The following is a 16,949-nucleotide window of genomic DNA, read 5'->3' as shown; positions in this document are numbered from 1 at the left end:
TAAGATCGGGTAGTAAGACGGGCATAGGCTCTGATTAAAAGGAGGTACCTCATATGAGTTCAAAAGGTACTGCAGACGCGGTCCATCGGCATGAACAGCTGGGACTTAGCGATGGTGAAGTATTGGATATGTACAAATACATGCTGCTCGCACGCAAGTTTGACGAGCGTTGCTTGCTCTTACAGCGGGCCGGCAAAATTAACTTTCACGTATCCGGTGTAGGACAGGAAGCTGCGCAAGTAGGCGCTGCATTTGGTCTGGACCGGGATCACGATTATTATTTACCGTATTACCGCGATTATGGCTTTGTACTGGCGGTTGGCATGACTCCACGTGAGCTGATGCTGTCTGCTTTTGCGAAGGCGGAAGATCCGAATAGTGGCGGACGGCAAATGCCGGGTCACTTCGGTCACAAAAAGCTGCGGATTGTAACGGGCTCCAGTCCAGTTACGACACAGGTTCCGCACGCTGTAGGGTTTGCACTGGCTGCCAAAATGAAAAAGCAAGAATTCGTTTCTTTTGTAACTTTTGGCGAAGGGTCAAGCAACCAGGGAGATTTCCACGAAGGTGCCAATTTCGCAGGTGTTCATAAACTTCCTGTGATCATTATGTGTGAGAACAATCAGTATGCCATCTCGGTGCCAATTCACAAGCAGCTGAGTGGGAAAATATCGGATCGTGCACTTGGTTACGGGTTCCCTGGACTGCGTGTAGACGGAAACGATGCGCTGGAAGTATACGGTGCAGTCAAAGAAGCTCGTCGCCGCGCAATCGCTGGTGAAGGACCTACACTTATTGAAGCGATGATGTATCGTTTGTCTCCACACTCCACTTCCGACAATGATCTGGCATACCGGACCAAGGAAGAGGTTGAAGAGAACTGGAAGAAGGACGGCGTGCTTCGCATGAAGAACTATCTGATCGATTGCGGCATCTGGGACGAAGCCCGGGATGCGGATCTGGCTTCCCAGCTTGCGCTGGAAATGAAAGAAGCGACTGAATACGCAGACAACGCGCCATATCCGAAACCTGAGGACACTCTGACGCACGTTTATGCGGACAGCGAAGAAGGGGGACGGTAAGTATGGCGGTTATGGAATATATTGATGCAATCCGTCTCGCGATGAAAGAAGAGATGGAGCGGGATGAAAATGTCTTTATCCTTGGTGAAGATGTCGGGGTTAAAGGCGGTGTGTTCACTACAACCAAAGGGTTGCAGGATCAGTTCGGCGAAATGCGTGTCATGGACACACCTTTGTCCGAATCAGCGATTGCAGGTGTAGCTATTGGCGCTGCGATGTACGGTATGAAACCTATTGCCGAGATGCAATATTCGGATTTCATGCTGCCTGCAACAAATCAGATTATTAGTGAAGCGGCCAAAATTCGCTATCGCTCCAACAATGACTGGAGTTGCCCGATTGTTATTCGTGCGCCGATTGGCGGCGGTATTTTTGGTGGGCTGTATCACTCCCAATGTCCGGAATCGATCTTTTTTGGCACACCAGGTCTGAAAATTATAGCTCCATACTCGGCATACGATGCGAAGGGACTGCTCAAAGCTGCCATTCGCGACCCGGATCCGGTTCTCTTTTTTGAAAATAAAAAATGTTACAAGCTGATCAAGGAAGATGTGCCAGAGGATGATTATATCGTTCCGATTGGTAAAGCCAACGTGCTTCGCGAAGGAGCAGATATTACGGTTATCGGTTATAGCCAGCCACTTCATTTTGTCATGCAGGCTGCCGAAGAGCTGGAGCGTGAGGAAGGCATTACTGCCCATGTACTGGATCTGCGCACATTGCAGCCACTTGATCGCGAAGCCATCATTGCCTCCGCTCGTCTGACAGGCAAAGTGCTGATTGTGCATGAAGATAATAAAACTGGTGGTGTAGGAGCGGAAGTTGCGGCTATCATCAGTGAAGAATGTCTGTTCGAACTGGATGCGCCGATTCAGCGTCTCTGCGGACCGGATGTACCGGCAATGCCGATTAGCCCAACATTGGAGAAATTCTATATGCTGAGCAAGGATAAAGCCAAGGAAGCGATGCGTACACTCGCCGAGTATTGATTCGTGTAGTGAGATAGTTTAAAAGTAAAGTTTGGAGTGATATAACCAATGAGTATGAAATGGATCGAGGTCATTATGCCGCAGCTGGCGGAATCGCTGGTCTCGGCTACCATTGCGAAATGGTTGAAAAAACCGGGTGACCGGGTTGAACAATACGAACCGATCTGTGAAGTAATTACGGATAAAGTCAATGCAGAGATTCCATCAACCGTTGATGGAATTATGGGTGATTTGTTGGTCGAGGAAGGTACGACCATTGCGGTTGGCGAAGCCATCTGCCGCATGCAGGTAGCTGCTTCTGATGCGGAAGCAGCAGAACAAGTAACACAAGCTTCGCAGCAACAGAATGGTGATCATGTTCATGTGCAACAAAGTGCGAACTACGTACCTACTGCTGGTGCAGCGAGTACATCAGGACATGATCCCAATCAGCCGATGCGTAACCGCTATTCTCCTGCGGTTCAGTCCCTTGCAGCTGAACATGGTCTGAACTTGCAGAGCATTCAGGGCACTGGAGCAGGTGGCCGGATTACACGTAAGGATGTACTGGCAGTCATTGCACAGGGTGGAAACACCGGCGCAGCGTCTGCACAGTCTTCTACAGTAGCAGGACAGCAGGTCTCTTCAGGAGTACCTTCAGGTTCTCCTTTCAGCGGAATGAATCGGGGGAATGCAGACTTGGGCGCATCTGCGGGAGAAACAGTTCCAGCAGCCGATGCAGGTGTTCCTGTGAGACATTCCGGCATACATCTGACCGAAAGTCCGAAAATCCCGCAAATCGAAGTAGATGGCGGCGGACAGGGAAGATCCGAATACTTCATCGACGTTACTCCAGTTCGTAATGCCATTGCTCGTAATATGCGTCAAAGCGTGTCGGAAATCCCTCACGCGTGGACGATGATTGAAGTGGACGTGACGAATCTGGTGATGCTGCGCAACAAACTTAAGGATGAGTTCAAGCGCAAAGAAGGCATCAACCTGACGTATCTGTCCTTCATGATGAAGGGTGTCGTCAATGCCATTAAAGACTATCCAATCATGAATTCCGTCTGGGCTGTTGACAAAATTATTGTCAAACGGGATATCAACCTGTCCATGGCAGTGGGTACAGAAGACTCTGTACTTACACCTGTAATTAAACATGCAGATCAGCGCAACATCGCTGGCCTGGCTCGTGAAATTGATGAGCTGGCACGTAAAACACGTGAAGGCACTCTGAAGCTGGACCATATGCAGGGCGGAACGTTCACGGTTAACAATACCGGATCATTTGGGTCCATTCTGTCGCAACCTATCATTAACTACCCGCAGGCAGCGATTCTTACCTTTGAGTCGATCGTCAAGAAACCTGTGGTCATTAATGACATGATTGCTGTCCGTTCCATGGCGAACCTTTGTCTCTCCCTGGATCATCGTATTCTGGATGGAGTCATTAGCGGACGTTTCCTGCAACGTGTAAAAGAGAATCTTGAAGGATACACGATGGAATCGAAAGTGTATTAAGAGAGAGCAAGTGCATCATTTCAATGAGTTACTAAATGATGCCAAGCCCTGAATAGATGGATAATGGGAGAGTGTATGTGCCAATGGCCGTGCACTTTTCCCGTTTTCTTCAATAGAATGCTCATCATCATACAATGAACATTGAAACAGAAGGGTGTGGGGAAATCATGAGCAAGCCGCTGGATGTGGTATACATACCGATGCTTGATTATGAAGAGGCTTGGAACCGCCAGAAAGCGATTGTGCAGCAACTGGATGAGGGAGAAGGAGCGGAACAGATGCTGTTGCTCCAGCATCCGCCGACGTATACGATCGGTTCACAGAATCACCCGGAGCACCTGCTTCTCAGTGAAGACGAACTGCGGGAGCAAGGCATCTCCTTGTTTCAAATTGACCGTGGCGGTGATATTACTTATCATGGCCCTGGCCAGTTGGTAGGTTACCCGTTACTTGTTCTTGGGCGGGATGAAGCCTTGGATTTACATGGCTATTTACGTTGTCTGGAGCAGATGATTATTGATTATTTGGCTGATCAGGGTATTGAAGCGGGACGTAAAGAGTCTTACACAGGAGTGTGGATCGGAGATTTGAAAATTGCCGCCATCGGCGTAAAGTTCAATCGGTGTAAACATCGGCGCGGCTTCGTGACGAGTCACGGATTTGCTTTTAATATCACCTCGGGCATTCAGCACGCAGGCTTTCAGGGTATTGTTCCTTGCGGGATTGAGCAGTATGGTGTGACCTCGTTGGAGGATATTACAGGTAAGACCTACACTGTGGAACAGGTTGCGCAGGAGATCGTTCCATACTTTAATCGGATTTTCCCGTATGAGATTACCTGGATTACAGAAAAAGAAGCCCTTCCCCGTCTGTAAATCAGACAGTCAAAAGGCTTCAGGTTTCTATCCGAACAATAAAGGTTCGAGCGCAATGAAAAGGGTGGACCCAATCATGGCGAGCAGCATGAGATAGATAATGATGCGGAACCATTTCTTTTTTTGCATGATGAGAGAACTCCTTTCAACAAATGAATAAAGAGACCATAGTAATTGTATTGTACCGTATCGAAGAAAGGTAGGAAAGTCCTATGATAAAACAGCAGCGTGTTATTGATCATTTTATGGAACTGGTGCAGATTGATAGTGAAACAACCCATGAACAAAATATATCAAAAGTGTTAAAAGAACAGTTTACTCAGCTGGGCCTCAGTGTATATGAGGACGACACCATGGAGAAAACTGGACATGGCGCTGGTAATCTCGTAATTACCTGGGAAGCCGAGGGTGCGGAAGCAGCAGCACCAATCTTTTTCACATGTCATATGGATACCGTAACGCCTGGACAAGAAATTAAACCTGAGCTGGGTGAAGACGGTTGGATTCGCAGTGATGGCACGACAATTCTGGGTGCAGATGACAAGGCGGGGATTGCCGCTTTGTTTGAAGCGATTCGAGCAATTCAAGAGAACAACCTTCCACATGGGAAAATTCAATTTGTGATTACCGTAGGTGAAGAGTCGGGTCTGGTTGGTGCACGTGCAATGAATCCGAAGGATATTGAAGCCGAGTTCGGTTATGCCCTGGATTCCAACGGAGCCGTGGGTACAATCTGTGTGGCTGCTCCGGCCAGAGCGGAAATTCAGATGAAGATTTATGGGAAATCCGCACATGCGGGCGTGAATCCAGAAGACGGCATCAGTGCCATTCAAGTGGCGGCCAAAGCAATTGCAGCGATGAAGCTGGGACGAATTGATGATGAGACTACGGCGAACATCGGCAAATTCCAGGGCGGATCAGCACTGAACGTCGTCTGCGATTTTGTCCAAATTGAGGCTGAGGCCCGCAGTATTGTGCAGGAGAAGGTAGAACTTCAAGTGGCCCAGATGCGTGAAGCATTGGAAACGACATGCCGCAAATATGGTGCAACTGCTGAGTTCCGCAGTGAGATTCTGTATCCTGCATTTGGCTTCCATGATGAACACGAGGTTGTTCAGCTTGCACAGCGTGCCATTCGGAGCCTGGGGCTGGAGACTAGCACGTTTGCATCCGGTGGTGGCAGTGATGCCAACATCTTCAATGGGTTCAACATACCCACGGTTAACCTGGCTGTAGGCTATGAGGACATCCATACGACGAAAGAACGCATCCGCGCCGAGGATATTGTGAAACTATCTGAAGTGGTTGTGGCTATTATTCAGGAAACGGCTGCAAGTAAAAAGTAATCCAAAGAGACTGAGGGTGAAACTCCCCCGTGCTTCAACTGAAAAGTCCGAATCCGGTACAAACCGAGTTCGGACTTTTTGGCAAAACCATGTTATATTTCATGGGTATTGCAGACCAAGAACAATATCATTTACGTCCAGCGAGCATATCGATTAATTTGGCATCTGGACCCCACTCACGTACCCATTGTTTGAGTATGAGCTGGACTTGTCTGGCTTGTCCTACCACGTGTACGGATTGCGGTGTTAAATAACTGTTCATTGGTTGTCCCCCTGATTTGCTATATTTGTTTGAAATCGCTATAAGCTCACCATATGCCAAAAAACAGAGGTTTATACGTATAAAGAAAACCAAAATTCGAAGAAGTGGAGTTGAAGAACAGATGAACCCAACCAATCATAAGCATCCTGCCAATCCAAAACTTGACGAAGAGACCATATCGACAAAGCCCATCTTCGAGGGCAAAGTCATTTCCCTTCAAGTCGACACAGTCAAGCTGCCTAACGGTCAGACTGCTACCCGTGAGATCATCCGTCATCCTGGAGCAGTGGCTGTCCTCGCGCTGAATGGAGATCGTATGCTGGTCGTTGATCAGTATCGTCAGGCCATGGGACGTACCGAAGTCGAGATTCCGGCAGGCAAACTGGACCCGGGAGAAGAACCTGAAGTGGCAGCAGCACGTGAATTGCGCGAAGAAACCGGTTATGTAGCCAAATCACTGCGGCATCTGCGTTCATTTTACACTTCGCCAGGATTTGCGGATGAGATCATCCATTTGTATATTGCAGAGGAGCTCGAAGCAGGGGACATGGCTTTGGATGAAGATGAATTTCTTGAAGTATCCGAGATTACAATTGAAGAGGCTTATCAGTTGATGGATCAGAATCGGATCAGTGATGCCAAAACGATGATGGCTGTGTATGCATGGGATCTTTACAGAACAACAGGACGGTTTTAATGATGAATGAGCAACAGGCAGCATCTGCAGGGTGGGAGCCTTGTTATGCAGACCTCCATATTCACATTGGACGAACTTCGCGCGGTGAAGCTGTTAAAATCAGTGGAAGCCGTGATCTGACCTTCGAAAACATTGCTAGAGAAGCCTCAGATCGTAAAGGAATTCATCTACTCGGTGTCATTGATTGTCACTCTCCGGTTGTACAGATGGACATCGAACAGTTGCTTGAGAACGGCACGATGTCCGAGCTTGAGGGAGGGGGCATTGCGTATCAGGACACAACCATCCTGCTGGGTACGGAATTGGAGCTGCGTGAGCCAGGAATGCGGGAGTTCCATATGCTGGCCTACTTCCGTGATCTGAAAACCATGAAGTCCTTCACGGACTGGATGAAACGTTATATGAAAAATGTAAACCTGAGTTCACAGCGGGTATATGTACCCGCGCTTGAGATGCAGGGCGAGATAAAGGCGCGTGGTGGGCTTATTGTGCCAGCGCATGCGTTTACCCCGCATAAAGGCATATATGGCAGCACGGCCCCTCGTATGGCTGATGTGTTGGATACTAGCCTGATTGATGCCGTTGAGCTTGGGCTAAGCTCCGATTCATCCATGGCCAGTTATATTCGGGAACTGGATCAAGTTCCTTTTCTAACTAACTCGGATGCTCATTCTCTGGGTAAGATTGGACGAGAGTACAACGAGTTACAACTCGAAAAGCCTTCCTTTGACGAATTCAATATGGCACTTAAAGGACAAGCAGGCAGAAACATTACAGCCAACTACGGTTTGAATCCAAGACTCGGCAAATACCATCGTACCTATTGTGCATCCTGCGGAAGCATTATGGACGAGCATGAGATGTCGGCAGAACGTTGTCCACACTGTGGCAGTGTGAAGCTTGTGCAGGGTGTACTGGATCGTATACTGGCAATTGCTGATCGGGAGAGTCCGCATGTTCCAGCAAACCGACCTGCTTATCACTATCAGATACCTTTGGAATTTATCCCGGGTTTGGGGAAAGCCAAACTGCGCCAGCTGCTGGACCGCTTTGGTACGGAAATGAACGTATTACATCGTACAAGCGAGGATGAACTTGCAGAGGTCGTTGGACCGGTTCTTTCAGGTCTTATCGTTGCTGCGCGGAATGGTCAACTGGAATTGTCATCTGGTGGTGGAGGCACTTACGGAAAGGTGTCCAGCAAGGAAAGTTCAGAGTAGAGAAGTTTGCGGTAGGGTCATAAAGTGAAGTTAGCATCATTTGGTGCGGGAATGGCATTTTGTCATGAAGAAGAAATTGGAATCTGGACAAGAAGTCATACGTGTGCATTCCGGTTCATAAGAATGACTATGAGGATTTCACTCGACATCCTTGCAGCATGATAACCGGAAAGGGGACTCGTACCTGTATGCGTTCTGCCTACTTCACATTCAAAGGCCAAACCTCTTTATATGTATTCGTGGCTGTCTTGTTTCTGGTGGGTGTCATTTTTGGCGCCCTGATGGTTAATGCCCTATCCCTTGAACAACGCCAGGATTTGGAGGGATACCTCGGTAACTTCTTCATGACGGTACAGCACAGCGGACAGGTGATTGAGACCGGAACCTATTGGGACATTGCTATGCTTCATCTAAAGTGGGTTGGCCTGATCTTCATTCTGGGTTTATCGGTCATCGGCCTGCCGGGCATATTGGTTCTGGATTTTCTGAAAGGAGTGCTCATTGGTTTTACAGTGGGTTACCTTGTCGGACAGTATTCATGGAAAGGGCTGTTGTTTGCCCTGGTTTCCGTTGCGCCTCATAATTTATTCGTGATTCCGGTACTGCTAATTTGCAGTGTGTCGGCGATGACCTTTTCCTTATACATTATTCGGAACCGTGTTCTGATGCAGCGAACGCCAGGTCGTCAGAAGCCTTTTGCTTCATATATGGTGTTAACTCTCGTTATGGCAGCACTGCTGTTAGGGGTTGCGTCATTTGAAACATGGGTTACACCTGCGATGATGCGCTGGGTCACACCGATGCTACTACCAGCTTAGCTTTGCGCGTGATAGTGTAAAATGTTGACTTTAATTATGTACTCCCCCTATAATGAAAGAAGTGGGTTAAGTTGCAGTGTGCAGTGATTTCCTAGGGGGAGGGAGAAAATGGAAGCACGGATCGATAAAATTAAGCAGCAACTACAGTCCCAAGGATATAAATTAACGCCCCAGCGGGAAGCCACCTTAAGAGTACTTCTTGAGAATGAAGAAGATCATCTGAGCGCAGAAGACGTATTCATGCTCGTGAAAGAAAAGGCTCCCGAAATCGGTCTCGCAACCGTGTACCGTACCCTCGAACTGCTGAGTGAGCTGCATGTTGTAGAGAAAATCAACTTCGGCGACGGTGTAGCGCGTTATGATCTACGCGGAGATACATCCAAGCATCACCATCATCACTTAATCTGTGTTCAATGCGGAAGTATGGATGAAATACGTGAAGACTGGCTTGGACCGCTTGAAGAGCGACTGGAGCGGGAATTTAACTTTTCGGTAGTAGATCACCGATTGGATTTCCATGGGATTTGTTACCGTTGCAAAGCTAAAAATGACCAGAAGCCCAAAGACGAAGAATAACATAGCATATCTTCAAGCTCTCACCGGCGGTTTTGACGGGAGAGCTTTTTTGGTCCAGCGTGTGATGTGAGGTTTACCCTGAATGTCATATTCCTGTGTTCGTTAACATACCCTGATTCTAGATGAGTCGGATTTGAACCAGAAAGGGGTACAACCCATGATTATATCGCTGCGGAGAGGACTCCGTTTTATTCGATTTATCGTATTTTTTGCTGCATTAGTTTATCTGTTCTATCATGTCCTGGATTTGTTCAACGGATGGATCTCACCTGTGGACCAATATCAGATGCCAACAGGAAATGCGGTTAAAGTATTTCAGGAAACGGTTTGGCCAAGTAACGGGGAAGGACGTCCTACAATGGCAGAGCGTCTCCGTTTATTCTATTGGTACGGAGAGTAGCTGAACAGCCAGGGATGCAAATACGGAAGCAGGTTGCCCGTGTGGCAGTCCTGTCAGATGAGGAGCGTTGTGCATGAAGCAGACGATACACGCCTATGCCTTATACTTGGAAGAGGATAAAGGGATGTCGAGCAGCACGCTGGAATCGTATCTTCGGGACGTGGACAAGTTCATCGAATTTGCGGATAAAGAATACGGTATCCGGGAAGCGGAGCAGGTGCGCCGGACGCATGTTATCCTGTTTGTAGGTCAGCAGAAACAGGCAGGACGTGCGAATGCAACCATTGCCCGCAGCGTCGTATCCCTGCGCTCCTATTTTCATTTTTTGATGCGGCGTGGTGACATATTACAGGACCCTACGTTTGATGTGGAGGCTCCAAAAGCAGACAAAACACCACCGCAGGTGTTAACCATCCAAGAGATCGAATTGCTGCTCGCGTCCCCCGATACCCGTTCACCGCAAGGGGTGCGTGACCGGGCCATGCTGGAGCTATTGTATGCGACAGGCATTCGTGTATCCGAACTGATTGCACTGGATGTGCGGGACGTACAGCCACGCATGCGCTTTATCCGCTGTGGAGGTGCCGGTAAAGAACGAATTTTGCCAATAGGTGCGCCTGCAGCAGAGTGGGCAAGTGTGTATGTGAACGAGTACCGCAAGCTGCTAATTAAAAATGATACGGACGAGCAGGCTCTCTTTGTCAACGTATCCGGTAGACGATTAACCCGGCAGGGCTTCTGGAAGCTGCTCAAAAAAGCAGCGATGGATGCAGGAATCTCGGGTGAAATTACACCACATACGTTGCGTCATTCCTTTGCCGCTCACCTGATTGCCAGTGGGGCAGATACCCGCGCGGTGCAGGACATGCTCGGTCATGTGGAGCAGCCTGGGCAACAATATGGACATCATGGCCGCAAAACGATGAAAGAGATTTATGAATCTCATCATCCGCGGGCAAAATAGTTTCTACTTGGATATAAATCTGCAAAAAAAAGCGGAACAATAGTCTGATTTAGGATAAAATAAATTGAACACATTTAAACGCCGTTATACATAAGCGAATGCATCATTTCAGCGTGTAGTTTTGATTGATGCCATTTGCGGATACAGACGGATCGTTTCAACTCAAGGGGGAACATCTTATGACAGCATTAAACCAACAGATGATTTTGGAAGCGGCATCTTACATCCAAAGCAAAAGTTCCATTAAACCGGAAGTCGGTTTGATTTTAGGTTCAGGACTTGGCATTTTAGCAGAATTGATTGAAGATGGGGTCAGCATCGCCTATCAGGATATTCCGCATTTTCCGGTGTCCACAGTAGAGGGACATGAAGGCGAATTGCTGGTAGGAACCATCAAAGGCCGTCCGGTCGTCATGATGAAAGGTCGTTTCCACATGTACGAAGGATATGGTCCGGAACTTACTGCCTTCCCGGTGCGTGTTATGAAAGAACTGGGTGTAACTTCCTTGCTCGTAACGAACGCTGCAGGTGGAGTGAATACCTCTTATGAGGCTGGTGACCTGATGCTGATCTCGGATCATCTGAATCTCACAGGCAAGAATCCATTAATCGGACCGAATGACTCCGCACTGGGTGTTCGCTTCCCGGATCTGTCCGAAGCGTACAGCCGCCGTCTGCGTGCGCTGGCGAAGGATACAGCCGCGTCACAAGGTTTTGATGTACGTGAAGGTGTGTACGCAGGTATGCTTGGTCCAAACTACGAGACACCAGCTGAGATCGTGATGCTGCGTACGTTGGGTGCGGATGCTGTCGGCATGTCTACCGTTTCTGAGGTTATCGTAGCACGCCACGCCGGCCTGGAAGTGCTCGGTATTTCTTGTATCAGCAACATGGCTGCCGGCATTCTGGACCAGCCGTTGTCGCATGATGAAGTTATGGAGACGACAGAACGTGTTCGTGAATCGTTCCTGGCCCTTGTGCTGGCTGTTATTCCACAAATGTAACTGATCATTAAGAAAAGGCAATCTACCCTAATGTGATTCATTGGGGCAAGTTGCCTTTTTTTATTTTCCTTACCCGGCCGTTCACTCATTCATTAGTTCAGGCTCTTTTTTTGGTGTTTCACACGGATTATATAAAAAGTTCGGGAAATCATTCTTTACATGGAATAATTTAGTTCAATCGGGCCGACAATGATTAGCAGTACATGCATGCATGGAACATGCAGTAAGCAAGTCATTTGAGGAGGTAACCCTAGTGAAGAAACGAATAATGGCATCGTTCATGACCCTTTGTATCCTGCTGCCCCTGATGGCATCAACCGCGCTGGCTGAAGAAACTCCCAAAGCAGCGGGGGGAACAGATTTGGCCCCGTCGGCACGCTCCGCCATTTTGATGGATGCAGATACGGGCACGGTCATTTTTGAGAAAAACAGTCATGATCAGCTGCCTCCGGCGAGCATTACGAAGATTATGACCATGCTGCTCACCATTGAAGCGGTCGATTCTGGCAAGTTGAAGCTGACGGATAAAGTGAGAACGAGTGAATATGCTGCATCCATGGGTGGATCACAGATTTTTCTGGAACCTGGGGAAGAGATGTCGGTCGACGATATGTTAAAAGGGATTGCTATGGCCTCTGGTAATGATGCTTCTGTAGCAATGGCTGAGAAAATTGCTGGCTCAGAGGAAGCTTTTGTACAACTGATGAATGAGCGGGCAAAGGAGCTTGGCATGAAGGATACTCATTTTGCCAACTGTAACGGACTTCCGGTAGATAATCATTATTCTTCGGCCCACGACATTGCGGTCATGAGCCGTGAACTGCTAAAGCATCCCGGGATTACGAAATATACCGGTGCATACCAGGACTACCTTCGTAAAGATAGCGAGAAGCCATTCTGGCTGGTGAATACGAACAAGTTAGTTCGTTTCTACTCCGGTGCGGATGGGTTGAAAACAGGATATACTTCTGAAGCCAAGTTTTGTCTCTCGGCTACAGCGATGAAAGATGGGCTGCGTGTCGTTTCCGTGGTATTGGGTGAACCAAATACCAAAACACGGAACAGCGAGGTGTCCTCGATGTTTGACTATGCTTTTGGGCAATACACGATGAAAGCTCTGTACAAGTCAGGGGACCTGCTGGGTAGTCTGAAAATTGAAAAAGGTGAAGTTGCTGAAGTGCCGCTGAATGCAACACAAAATTATAGTGTGCTGATGCGCAAAGGTGCGAAATCGGATGAGATCCGTCATGAATTGCTGATGGCCAAAGAAGTAAAAGCTCCGGTCAAAGCAGGTCAGAGTGTAGGTAAACTAGTCGTCTACCAGGGCAATGAAGTCATCAAGGAATTCGACATTCAGGCTCCGCAGGATGTGGACAAGGCTGGCTGGTGGAAGCTGTTCAAACGCACAACCTCCAATCTGTTCGATTAAACGGCGATTTATGCAGGTTGCGTACATCCTTTGAACATATTTTGTAGTAAAATAGGGGTTTTCTTCTAGTTTTGTCGGGGGGCAGGAAAAGCCTTCGGGGACGTAGAAATCCTTGTTCAAGACAGGGAGGAGAGTGAGCAAACGTGAACTTGCATGTGGAAATGGAACATCACCGCGGGATTCTGATTGTGCGATTATCCGGGGAGCTGGATCACCATACAGCTGACATGGTACGGATGCAGATGGATGAAGCCATCCAGCGCAGACAATGCGAGCATCTGGTACTCAGCCTGAAAGATCTGCAATTTATGGACAGTTCGGGTCTGGGTGTCATTTTGGGAAGATACAAGCTCATTAAGAATAAAGGCGGCAAGATGGTTGTCTGTGATGTCAATCCGCCAGTGTATCGTTTGCTGGAAATGTCGGGTTTGTTCAAGATTATGCCGATTTACGAAAATGAGGGAACTGCTCTCTCGGGTCTGGAGGTCGTCTCATGAATGAAGGAACGGGGACAAATTTCATGAATCTGCAATTCGCGGCCAAGTCGGAGAACGAATCGTTCGCACGGGTGACGGTTGCTGCCTTCATCTCCCAGCTTGATCCTACGATGGACGAGCTTAGCGATCTGAAGACAGTCATTTCGGAAGCCGTAACGAACAGCATCATCCACGGTTATAACAACAATCCGGAAGGTGTCGTGTCCATTCAAGCCGAGATTCGCGATGACATGATCACCATCATTGTGGAAGACCGCGGTGAAGGCATCGAAGATCTTGAACTGGCCAAACAGCCGTTGTATACGTCCAAACCCGAACTTGAGCGCTCGGGCATGGGCTTCACCATTATGGAAAACTTCATGGATGAATTCGAAGTCAGCAGTGAGCCCGGCAGAGGCACCTCCATCAAGATGAAGAAAAGGATTGAATCCAAGAAAGCATTGTATAATTAGGGGTTGGTGGTCTTATGGATGCTGAAGTGAAACAGTCTTCACAGACCTATTTGGACGATGCCGAGGTCAAACGGCTGATTGCGCTCAGTCAGTCGGGTGACCATGTCGCACGGGATACGCTGGTGAACTGCAACATCAGACTCGTCTGGTCCGTCGTACAACGTTTTATGAACAGGGGATATGAGCCGGAAGATCTGTTCCAGATTGGTTGTATCGGGCTGCTCAAATCGGTGGATAAATTCGATCTCAGTTATGATGTGAAATTCTCCACCTATGCTGTCCCGATGATTATCGGAGAAATTCAGCGCTTCCTGCGGGACGACGGCACCCTTAAGGTCAGTCGTTCACTGAAGGAGATGGCGAATAAAGTCCGCAAGAAAAGGGATGAATTGTCCAAAAACCTGGACCGTCTGCCCACGATCAAGGAAGTGGCTGAAGAGCTGGGGGTAACCCCGGAGGAAGTTGTTTTTGCGCAGGAAGCGAACAAACCGCCTACCTCCATACATGAGACGGTTTTTGAGAATGACGGTGATCCGATTACACTAATGGACCAGATTGCCGACGAGTCTCAGGAACGGTGGTTTGACAAACTGGCGCTAAACGAAGCAATTGGCGGTCTCAGTGAACGGGAACGGCTGATTGTATACCTCCGGTATTACCGGGATCAGACCCAGTCCGAGGTCGCTAGTAGGCTGGGTATATCCCAGGTGCAGGTGTCACGGCTGGAGAAAAAAATACTTCAATCCATCCGCAACCAGATCGCACAGTGATTTTGGATTGCAGACAACAATATTGGTGTTAAAACACCAATATAAGACAACTAACAACCTTCTATCGCGTATTAATATGCGAAGAAGGTTGTTTGTCGTTAGTCTGGATGGGTTTGCGACGATTCGACTGCAATAATAATATCAATCCAATGATACATGCGGTTCCCAGCCATTGAAATAAACCAAAAGGTTCATGTAACCAAATAACAGTGGTGCCAACGGCAGCAAGAGGCTCCGCACTTCCCATTAAACTTGTTTCTTTGGCTGTCAGGCTTTTTAAACTTTCGATATAGAACCAGAATGCAATCATCGTCCCTAAAATAATGGTAAAGGCCAAATATCCGTAGGTTTCCAAACGCAAGCTGGCAAAGTCCATTTTCCATGGTGGGTGGATGAGACTTAGTGCAGCCCCTCCGATAATCATTGCCCAGCCTACTACGACGAGTGAATCAAACTTCTCAATCAGTTTCACGGCGTAGAGGGTATAGAAGGCAGCGGCAACTCCGGATAACAACCCCCACAAAACTGCGGGTAAAGGCACAGACAATTGGGAGAGAGAACCATTGGTCAGTAGGAGAAAACACCCGCTCAGAGCCAGAATCGCTGATGCAACATCCTTTCTGGTTAGAACAGCCTGTTTTCGCCAGATCATATAGACCATGATCATGACTGGTGACAGATATTGAAGTAGTGTCGCCACTGCGGAGTTGCCATGTTGAATAGACGCCATGTATGTATATTGAACAGCGAGCATCCCGAATAATCCGAAAGTGATTAGCTGCAAGGCTGTTTTTTTCTGCTTCCACATATCGAAAATTTGCGAGCGCCTTGTTGTAAAGGATTGAACCGTCAGCAGCAGTACACCCGCAATCAGCAGCCGAACTGTTACAAACCAGTTGACTTCGATTCCGTATTGTTGAAACAGCTTTTGTGAAACCGTTCCGCCAATGCCCCAGCATATCGCTCCTGTAAGAACGAAGAATAGGCCAGATTTTCTAGATCTTTGAGTAGATATTTTCATGGATAGCGTCCTCACCTTAAATATAAGAATAGTGCTATATTAAAATGAAATAGGCTATAATAATATCAATATCGCACAGATAAATATCATTATATTGAGATGAGGAAAATATGCTTAAGACAGAATTCAGGATTGATCAAAACGGGAGGGAACTAACGGAGCATCGTACGGTTACACTGCCTGTGGCGTGTTATAAAACCACAATTGTACGCAATGTTCACGGGCATATTCCTTTGCACTGGCATGATGAATTGCAGTTTGTCTTGGTTGTCCAGGGAGAAGCTCTTTTTTATGTGAATGATCAAAAGATCGTTGTGCCGCAAGGCGACGGGGTGTTTATCAACAGTGGTTGTATGCATATGGCAGAGGAACGGGGGAAGAAGGATAATTGTATTTATCTTTGTCTAAATGTCTCTCCGCATTTTGTTGTGCCATCCGAGTTATATTTGAAGTACGTTCATCCTTATATCTCAGCAACCAATTTACCTTATCTTCATATCAAAAGGGAAATTCCCTGGGGAGCTCAAGTCCTGAACGCCATTCGGCATGTTAAAAAGGACCTGGATGAGCAGGCTCCATTTTACGAAATGCATGTGGCTTCAAGCCTTTTGACGATATGGAAACATCTGATTACAAGTGGATACGCGCTGGAATATGACCCATCTGAAATCATCAGAAACAGGCGAATGAAGGACATGGTTGAATGGATTCACCTGCACTCCGCTGAACCAATCAAATTGGAGGATATTGCGAGGGCGGGTCAGTTAAGTCGCTCGGAAACCTGCCGTTATTTCAAGCAAATGCTGAAGACAACCCCTATGCAGTATGTAATCGATTATCGCATCCAAAAGAGCGTGGAGCTGTTGCAACTCCAGGAACGAAGTATTACCGAGATTGCTTATGAAGTTGGATTTAATAGCACGAGCTATTTTATTAATCAGTTTCGCAAAACGATGCAAATCACCCCGTTAAAGTTCAGAAGAGAAATGGAGTTGAGGAATAAGGAGGGTTATTGAACAGTGAAAAAAATGAAGGTATTGTTAT

At 47.6% G+C, this 16,949-nt stretch carries 20 protein-coding genes; 17 read left to right on the top strand and 3 right to left on the bottom strand.

Translation table 11 applies throughout. The features are described 5' to 3' along the window. Positions 1 to 53 precede the first annotated feature (53 nt). The 4 genes from G3352_RS30365 (at position 54) to lipB (ending at position 4,449) form a co-directional block, all read left to right on the top strand. Positions 54 to 1,082 (top strand): thiamine pyrophosphate-dependent dehydrogenase E1 component subunit alpha, encoded by a 1,029-nt coding sequence (locus G3352_RS30365; RefSeq protein ID WP_063565722.1) that lies wholly within the window; start codon positions 54 to 56, stop codon positions 1,080 to 1,082. 2 nt (positions 1,083 to 1,084) lie between these two features. Beyond that, a complete protein-coding gene (locus G3352_RS30360) occupies positions 1,085 to 2,071 on the top strand; it encodes an alpha-ketoacid dehydrogenase subunit beta (RefSeq protein WP_024630968.1) in 987 nt (328 codons plus the stop codon). A gap of 48 nt (positions 2,072 to 2,119) precedes the next feature. After that, entirely contained in the window at positions 2,120 to 3,574 is a 1,455-nt protein-coding gene (locus G3352_RS30355; protein ID WP_163761668.1) for a dihydrolipoamide acetyltransferase family protein, read from the top strand. Positions 3,575 to 3,741: 167 nt separating this feature from the next. Continuing rightward, entirely contained in the window at positions 3,742 to 4,449 is a 708-nt protein-coding gene (lipB, locus tag G3352_RS30350; RefSeq protein WP_163761667.1) for a lipoyl(octanoyl) transferase LipB, read from the top strand. A gap of 27 nt (positions 4,450 to 4,476) precedes the next feature. Here the strand turns inward: lipB and prli42 are convergent, their stop codons facing one another. Continuing rightward, positions 4,477 to 4,578 (bottom strand): stressosome-associated protein Prli42, encoded by a 102-nt coding sequence (gene prli42 / locus G3352_RS30345; protein WP_090810668.1) that lies wholly within the window; start codon positions 4,576 to 4,578, stop codon positions 4,477 to 4,479. An 83-nt stretch (positions 4,579 to 4,661) separates the two neighbouring features. Here prli42 and G3352_RS30340 point away from each other — a divergent pair, with 83 nt between their 5' ends. Beyond that, a complete protein-coding gene (locus tag G3352_RS30340; protein WP_163761666.1) occupies positions 4,662 to 5,795 on the top strand; it encodes a M20/M25/M40 family metallo-hydrolase in 1,134 nt (377 codons plus the stop codon). 127 nt (positions 5,796 to 5,922) lie between these two features. On the opposite strand, the gene G3352_RS30335 is transcribed toward G3352_RS30340, so the two are convergent. After that, positions 5,923 to 6,057: a Z-ring formation inhibitor MciZ gene (locus tag G3352_RS30335; protein ID WP_090810664.1), complete on the bottom strand. Its 135-nt coding sequence runs from the start codon at positions 6,055 to 6,057 to the stop codon at positions 5,923 to 5,925. A 121-nt stretch (positions 6,058 to 6,178) separates the two neighbouring features. Between G3352_RS30335 and G3352_RS30330 the strand changes: the two genes are divergently transcribed. From G3352_RS30330 to sigF, 11 genes are all read left to right on the top strand, one after another. Beyond that, the gene (locus G3352_RS30330) at positions 6,179 to 6,754 is read left to right on the top strand and encodes an NUDIX domain-containing protein (protein WP_076291901.1); all 576 of its coding nucleotides are present in this window, start codon (positions 6,179 to 6,181) and stop codon (positions 6,752 to 6,754) included. After that, complete coding sequence (locus tag G3352_RS30325) at positions 6,754 to 7,974, top strand: endonuclease Q family protein (protein WP_240343295.1); 1,221 nt, start codon at positions 6,754 to 6,756, stop codon at positions 7,972 to 7,974. Before G3352_RS30330 ends, G3352_RS30325 begins: the two co-directional genes overlap by 1 nt. 188 nt (positions 7,975 to 8,162) lie before the next feature. Continuing rightward, positions 8,163 to 8,792 (top strand): stage II sporulation protein M, encoded by a 630-nt coding sequence (gene spoIIM, locus G3352_RS30320; RefSeq protein ID WP_076291903.1) that lies wholly within the window; start codon positions 8,163 to 8,165, stop codon positions 8,790 to 8,792. A gap of 108 nt (positions 8,793 to 8,900) precedes the next feature. Further along, positions 8,901 to 9,368, top strand: coding sequence for a ferric iron uptake transcriptional regulator (gene fur, locus G3352_RS30315; protein WP_063565729.1), 468 nt, complete (start codon positions 8,901 to 8,903; stop codon positions 9,366 to 9,368). Between the two features lie 157 nt (positions 9,369 to 9,525). Continuing rightward, complete coding sequence (locus G3352_RS30310; protein WP_024630960.1) at positions 9,526 to 9,768, top strand: DUF4227 family protein; 243 nt, start codon at positions 9,526 to 9,528, stop codon at positions 9,766 to 9,768. 73 nt (positions 9,769 to 9,841) lie between these two features. Next, positions 9,842 to 10,732, top strand: a complete 891-nt coding sequence (locus G3352_RS30305; protein WP_163761665.1) for a tyrosine recombinase — start codon at positions 9,842 to 9,844, stop codon at positions 10,730 to 10,732. 179 nt (positions 10,733 to 10,911) lie between these two features. Then, the gene (locus G3352_RS30300; RefSeq protein WP_076291905.1) at positions 10,912 to 11,736 is read left to right on the top strand and encodes a purine-nucleoside phosphorylase; all 825 of its coding nucleotides are present in this window, start codon (positions 10,912 to 10,914) and stop codon (positions 11,734 to 11,736) included. 307 nt (positions 11,737 to 12,043) lie between these two features. Continuing rightward, complete coding sequence (locus G3352_RS30295; RefSeq protein ID WP_240343298.1) at positions 12,044 to 13,165, top strand: D-alanyl-D-alanine carboxypeptidase family protein; 1,122 nt, start codon at positions 12,044 to 12,046, stop codon at positions 13,163 to 13,165. 143 nt (positions 13,166 to 13,308) lie between these two features. Further along, a complete protein-coding gene (spoIIAA, locus tag G3352_RS30290) occupies positions 13,309 to 13,662 on the top strand; it encodes an anti-sigma F factor antagonist (protein WP_036663380.1) in 354 nt (117 codons plus the stop codon). Beyond that, on the top strand, positions 13,659 to 14,114 hold the full coding sequence (gene spoIIAB / locus G3352_RS30285; protein WP_062324397.1) for an anti-sigma F factor: 456 nt from the start codon (positions 13,659 to 13,661) through the stop codon (positions 14,112 to 14,114). The genes spoIIAA and spoIIAB overlap by 4 nt, the downstream gene beginning before the upstream one ends. A gap of 14 nt (positions 14,115 to 14,128) precedes the next feature. Beyond that, positions 14,129 to 14,884: an RNA polymerase sporulation sigma factor SigF gene (sigF, locus tag G3352_RS30280; RefSeq protein ID WP_163761663.1), complete on the top strand. Its 756-nt coding sequence runs from the start codon at positions 14,129 to 14,131 to the stop codon at positions 14,882 to 14,884. Between the two features lie 61 nt (positions 14,885 to 14,945). Here sigF and G3352_RS30275 read toward each other — a convergent pair whose 3' ends face one another. Continuing rightward, positions 14,946 to 15,905, bottom strand: a complete 960-nt coding sequence (locus G3352_RS30275; RefSeq protein ID WP_205525132.1) for an EamA family transporter — start codon at positions 15,903 to 15,905, stop codon at positions 14,946 to 14,948. Positions 15,906 to 16,015: 110 nt separating this feature from the next. Between G3352_RS30275 and G3352_RS30270 the strand changes: the two genes are divergently transcribed. Beyond that, entirely contained in the window at positions 16,016 to 16,921 is a 906-nt protein-coding gene (locus G3352_RS30270) for an AraC family transcriptional regulator (protein WP_163761662.1), read from the top strand. Positions 16,922 to 16,949: the final 28 nt, after the last annotated feature.

The organism is Paenibacillus sp. ALJ109b (assembly GCF_010747435.1).
Taxonomy (GTDB): Bacteria; Bacillota; Bacilli; order Paenibacillales; family Paenibacillaceae; genus Paenibacillus; species Paenibacillus taichungensis.
The sequence above is the reverse complement of the archived record's forward strand: the minus strand, read 5'-3'. Positions and strand labels throughout refer to the sequence as shown.

What these genes read in the sequence shown, in the direction of transcription:
- spoIIAB (WP_062324397.1), top strand. Translation starts at nt 13,659, where the DNA reads ATGAATGAAGGAACGGGGACAAATTTCATGAATCTGCAATTCGCGGCC.
- G3352_RS30305 (WP_163761665.1), top strand. Translation starts at nt 9,842, where the DNA reads ATGAAGCAGACGATACACGCCTATGCCTTATACTTGGAAGAGGATAAA.
- prli42 (WP_090810668.1), bottom strand. Translation starts at nt 4,578, where the DNA reads ATGCAAAAAAAGAAATGGTTCCGCATCATTATCTATCTCATGCTGCTC.
- G3352_RS30275 (WP_205525132.1), bottom strand. Translation starts at nt 15,905, where the DNA reads ATGAAAATATCTACTCAAAGATCTAGAAAATCTGGCCTATTCTTCGTT.
- lipB (WP_163761667.1), top strand. Translation starts at nt 3,742, where the DNA reads ATGAGCAAGCCGCTGGATGTGGTATACATACCGATGCTTGATTATGAA.
- G3352_RS30360 (WP_024630968.1), top strand. Translation starts at nt 1,085, where the DNA reads ATGGCGGTTATGGAATATATTGATGCAATCCGTCTCGCGATGAAAGAA.
- spoIIM (WP_076291903.1), top strand. Translation starts at nt 8,163, where the DNA reads ATGCGTTCTGCCTACTTCACATTCAAAGGCCAAACCTCTTTATATGTA.
- G3352_RS30355 (WP_163761668.1), top strand. Translation starts at nt 2,120, where the DNA reads ATGAGTATGAAATGGATCGAGGTCATTATGCCGCAGCTGGCGGAATCG.
- G3352_RS30365 (WP_063565722.1), top strand. Translation starts at nt 54, where the DNA reads ATGAGTTCAAAAGGTACTGCAGACGCGGTCCATCGGCATGAACAGCTG.
- G3352_RS30270 (WP_163761662.1), top strand. Translation starts at nt 16,016, where the DNA reads ATGCTTAAGACAGAATTCAGGATTGATCAAAACGGGAGGGAACTAACG.
- G3352_RS30340 (WP_163761666.1), top strand. Translation starts at nt 4,662, where the DNA reads ATGATAAAACAGCAGCGTGTTATTGATCATTTTATGGAACTGGTGCAG.
- fur (WP_063565729.1), top strand. Translation starts at nt 8,901, where the DNA reads ATGGAAGCACGGATCGATAAAATTAAGCAGCAACTACAGTCCCAAGGA.
- G3352_RS30300 (WP_076291905.1), top strand. Translation starts at nt 10,912, where the DNA reads ATGACAGCATTAAACCAACAGATGATTTTGGAAGCGGCATCTTACATC.
- G3352_RS30325 (WP_240343295.1), top strand. Translation starts at nt 6,754, where the DNA reads ATGATGAATGAGCAACAGGCAGCATCTGCAGGGTGGGAGCCTTGTTAT.
- G3352_RS30310 (WP_024630960.1), top strand. Translation starts at nt 9,526, where the DNA reads ATGATTATATCGCTGCGGAGAGGACTCCGTTTTATTCGATTTATCGTA.
- sigF (WP_163761663.1), top strand. Translation starts at nt 14,129, where the DNA reads ATGGATGCTGAAGTGAAACAGTCTTCACAGACCTATTTGGACGATGCC.
- G3352_RS30330 (WP_076291901.1), top strand. Translation starts at nt 6,179, where the DNA reads ATGAACCCAACCAATCATAAGCATCCTGCCAATCCAAAACTTGACGAA.
- G3352_RS30295 (WP_240343298.1), top strand. Translation starts at nt 12,044, where the DNA reads ATGGCATCAACCGCGCTGGCTGAAGAAACTCCCAAAGCAGCGGGGGGA.
- G3352_RS30335 (WP_090810664.1), bottom strand. Translation starts at nt 6,057, where the DNA reads ATGAACAGTTATTTAACACCGCAATCCGTACACGTGGTAGGACAAGCC.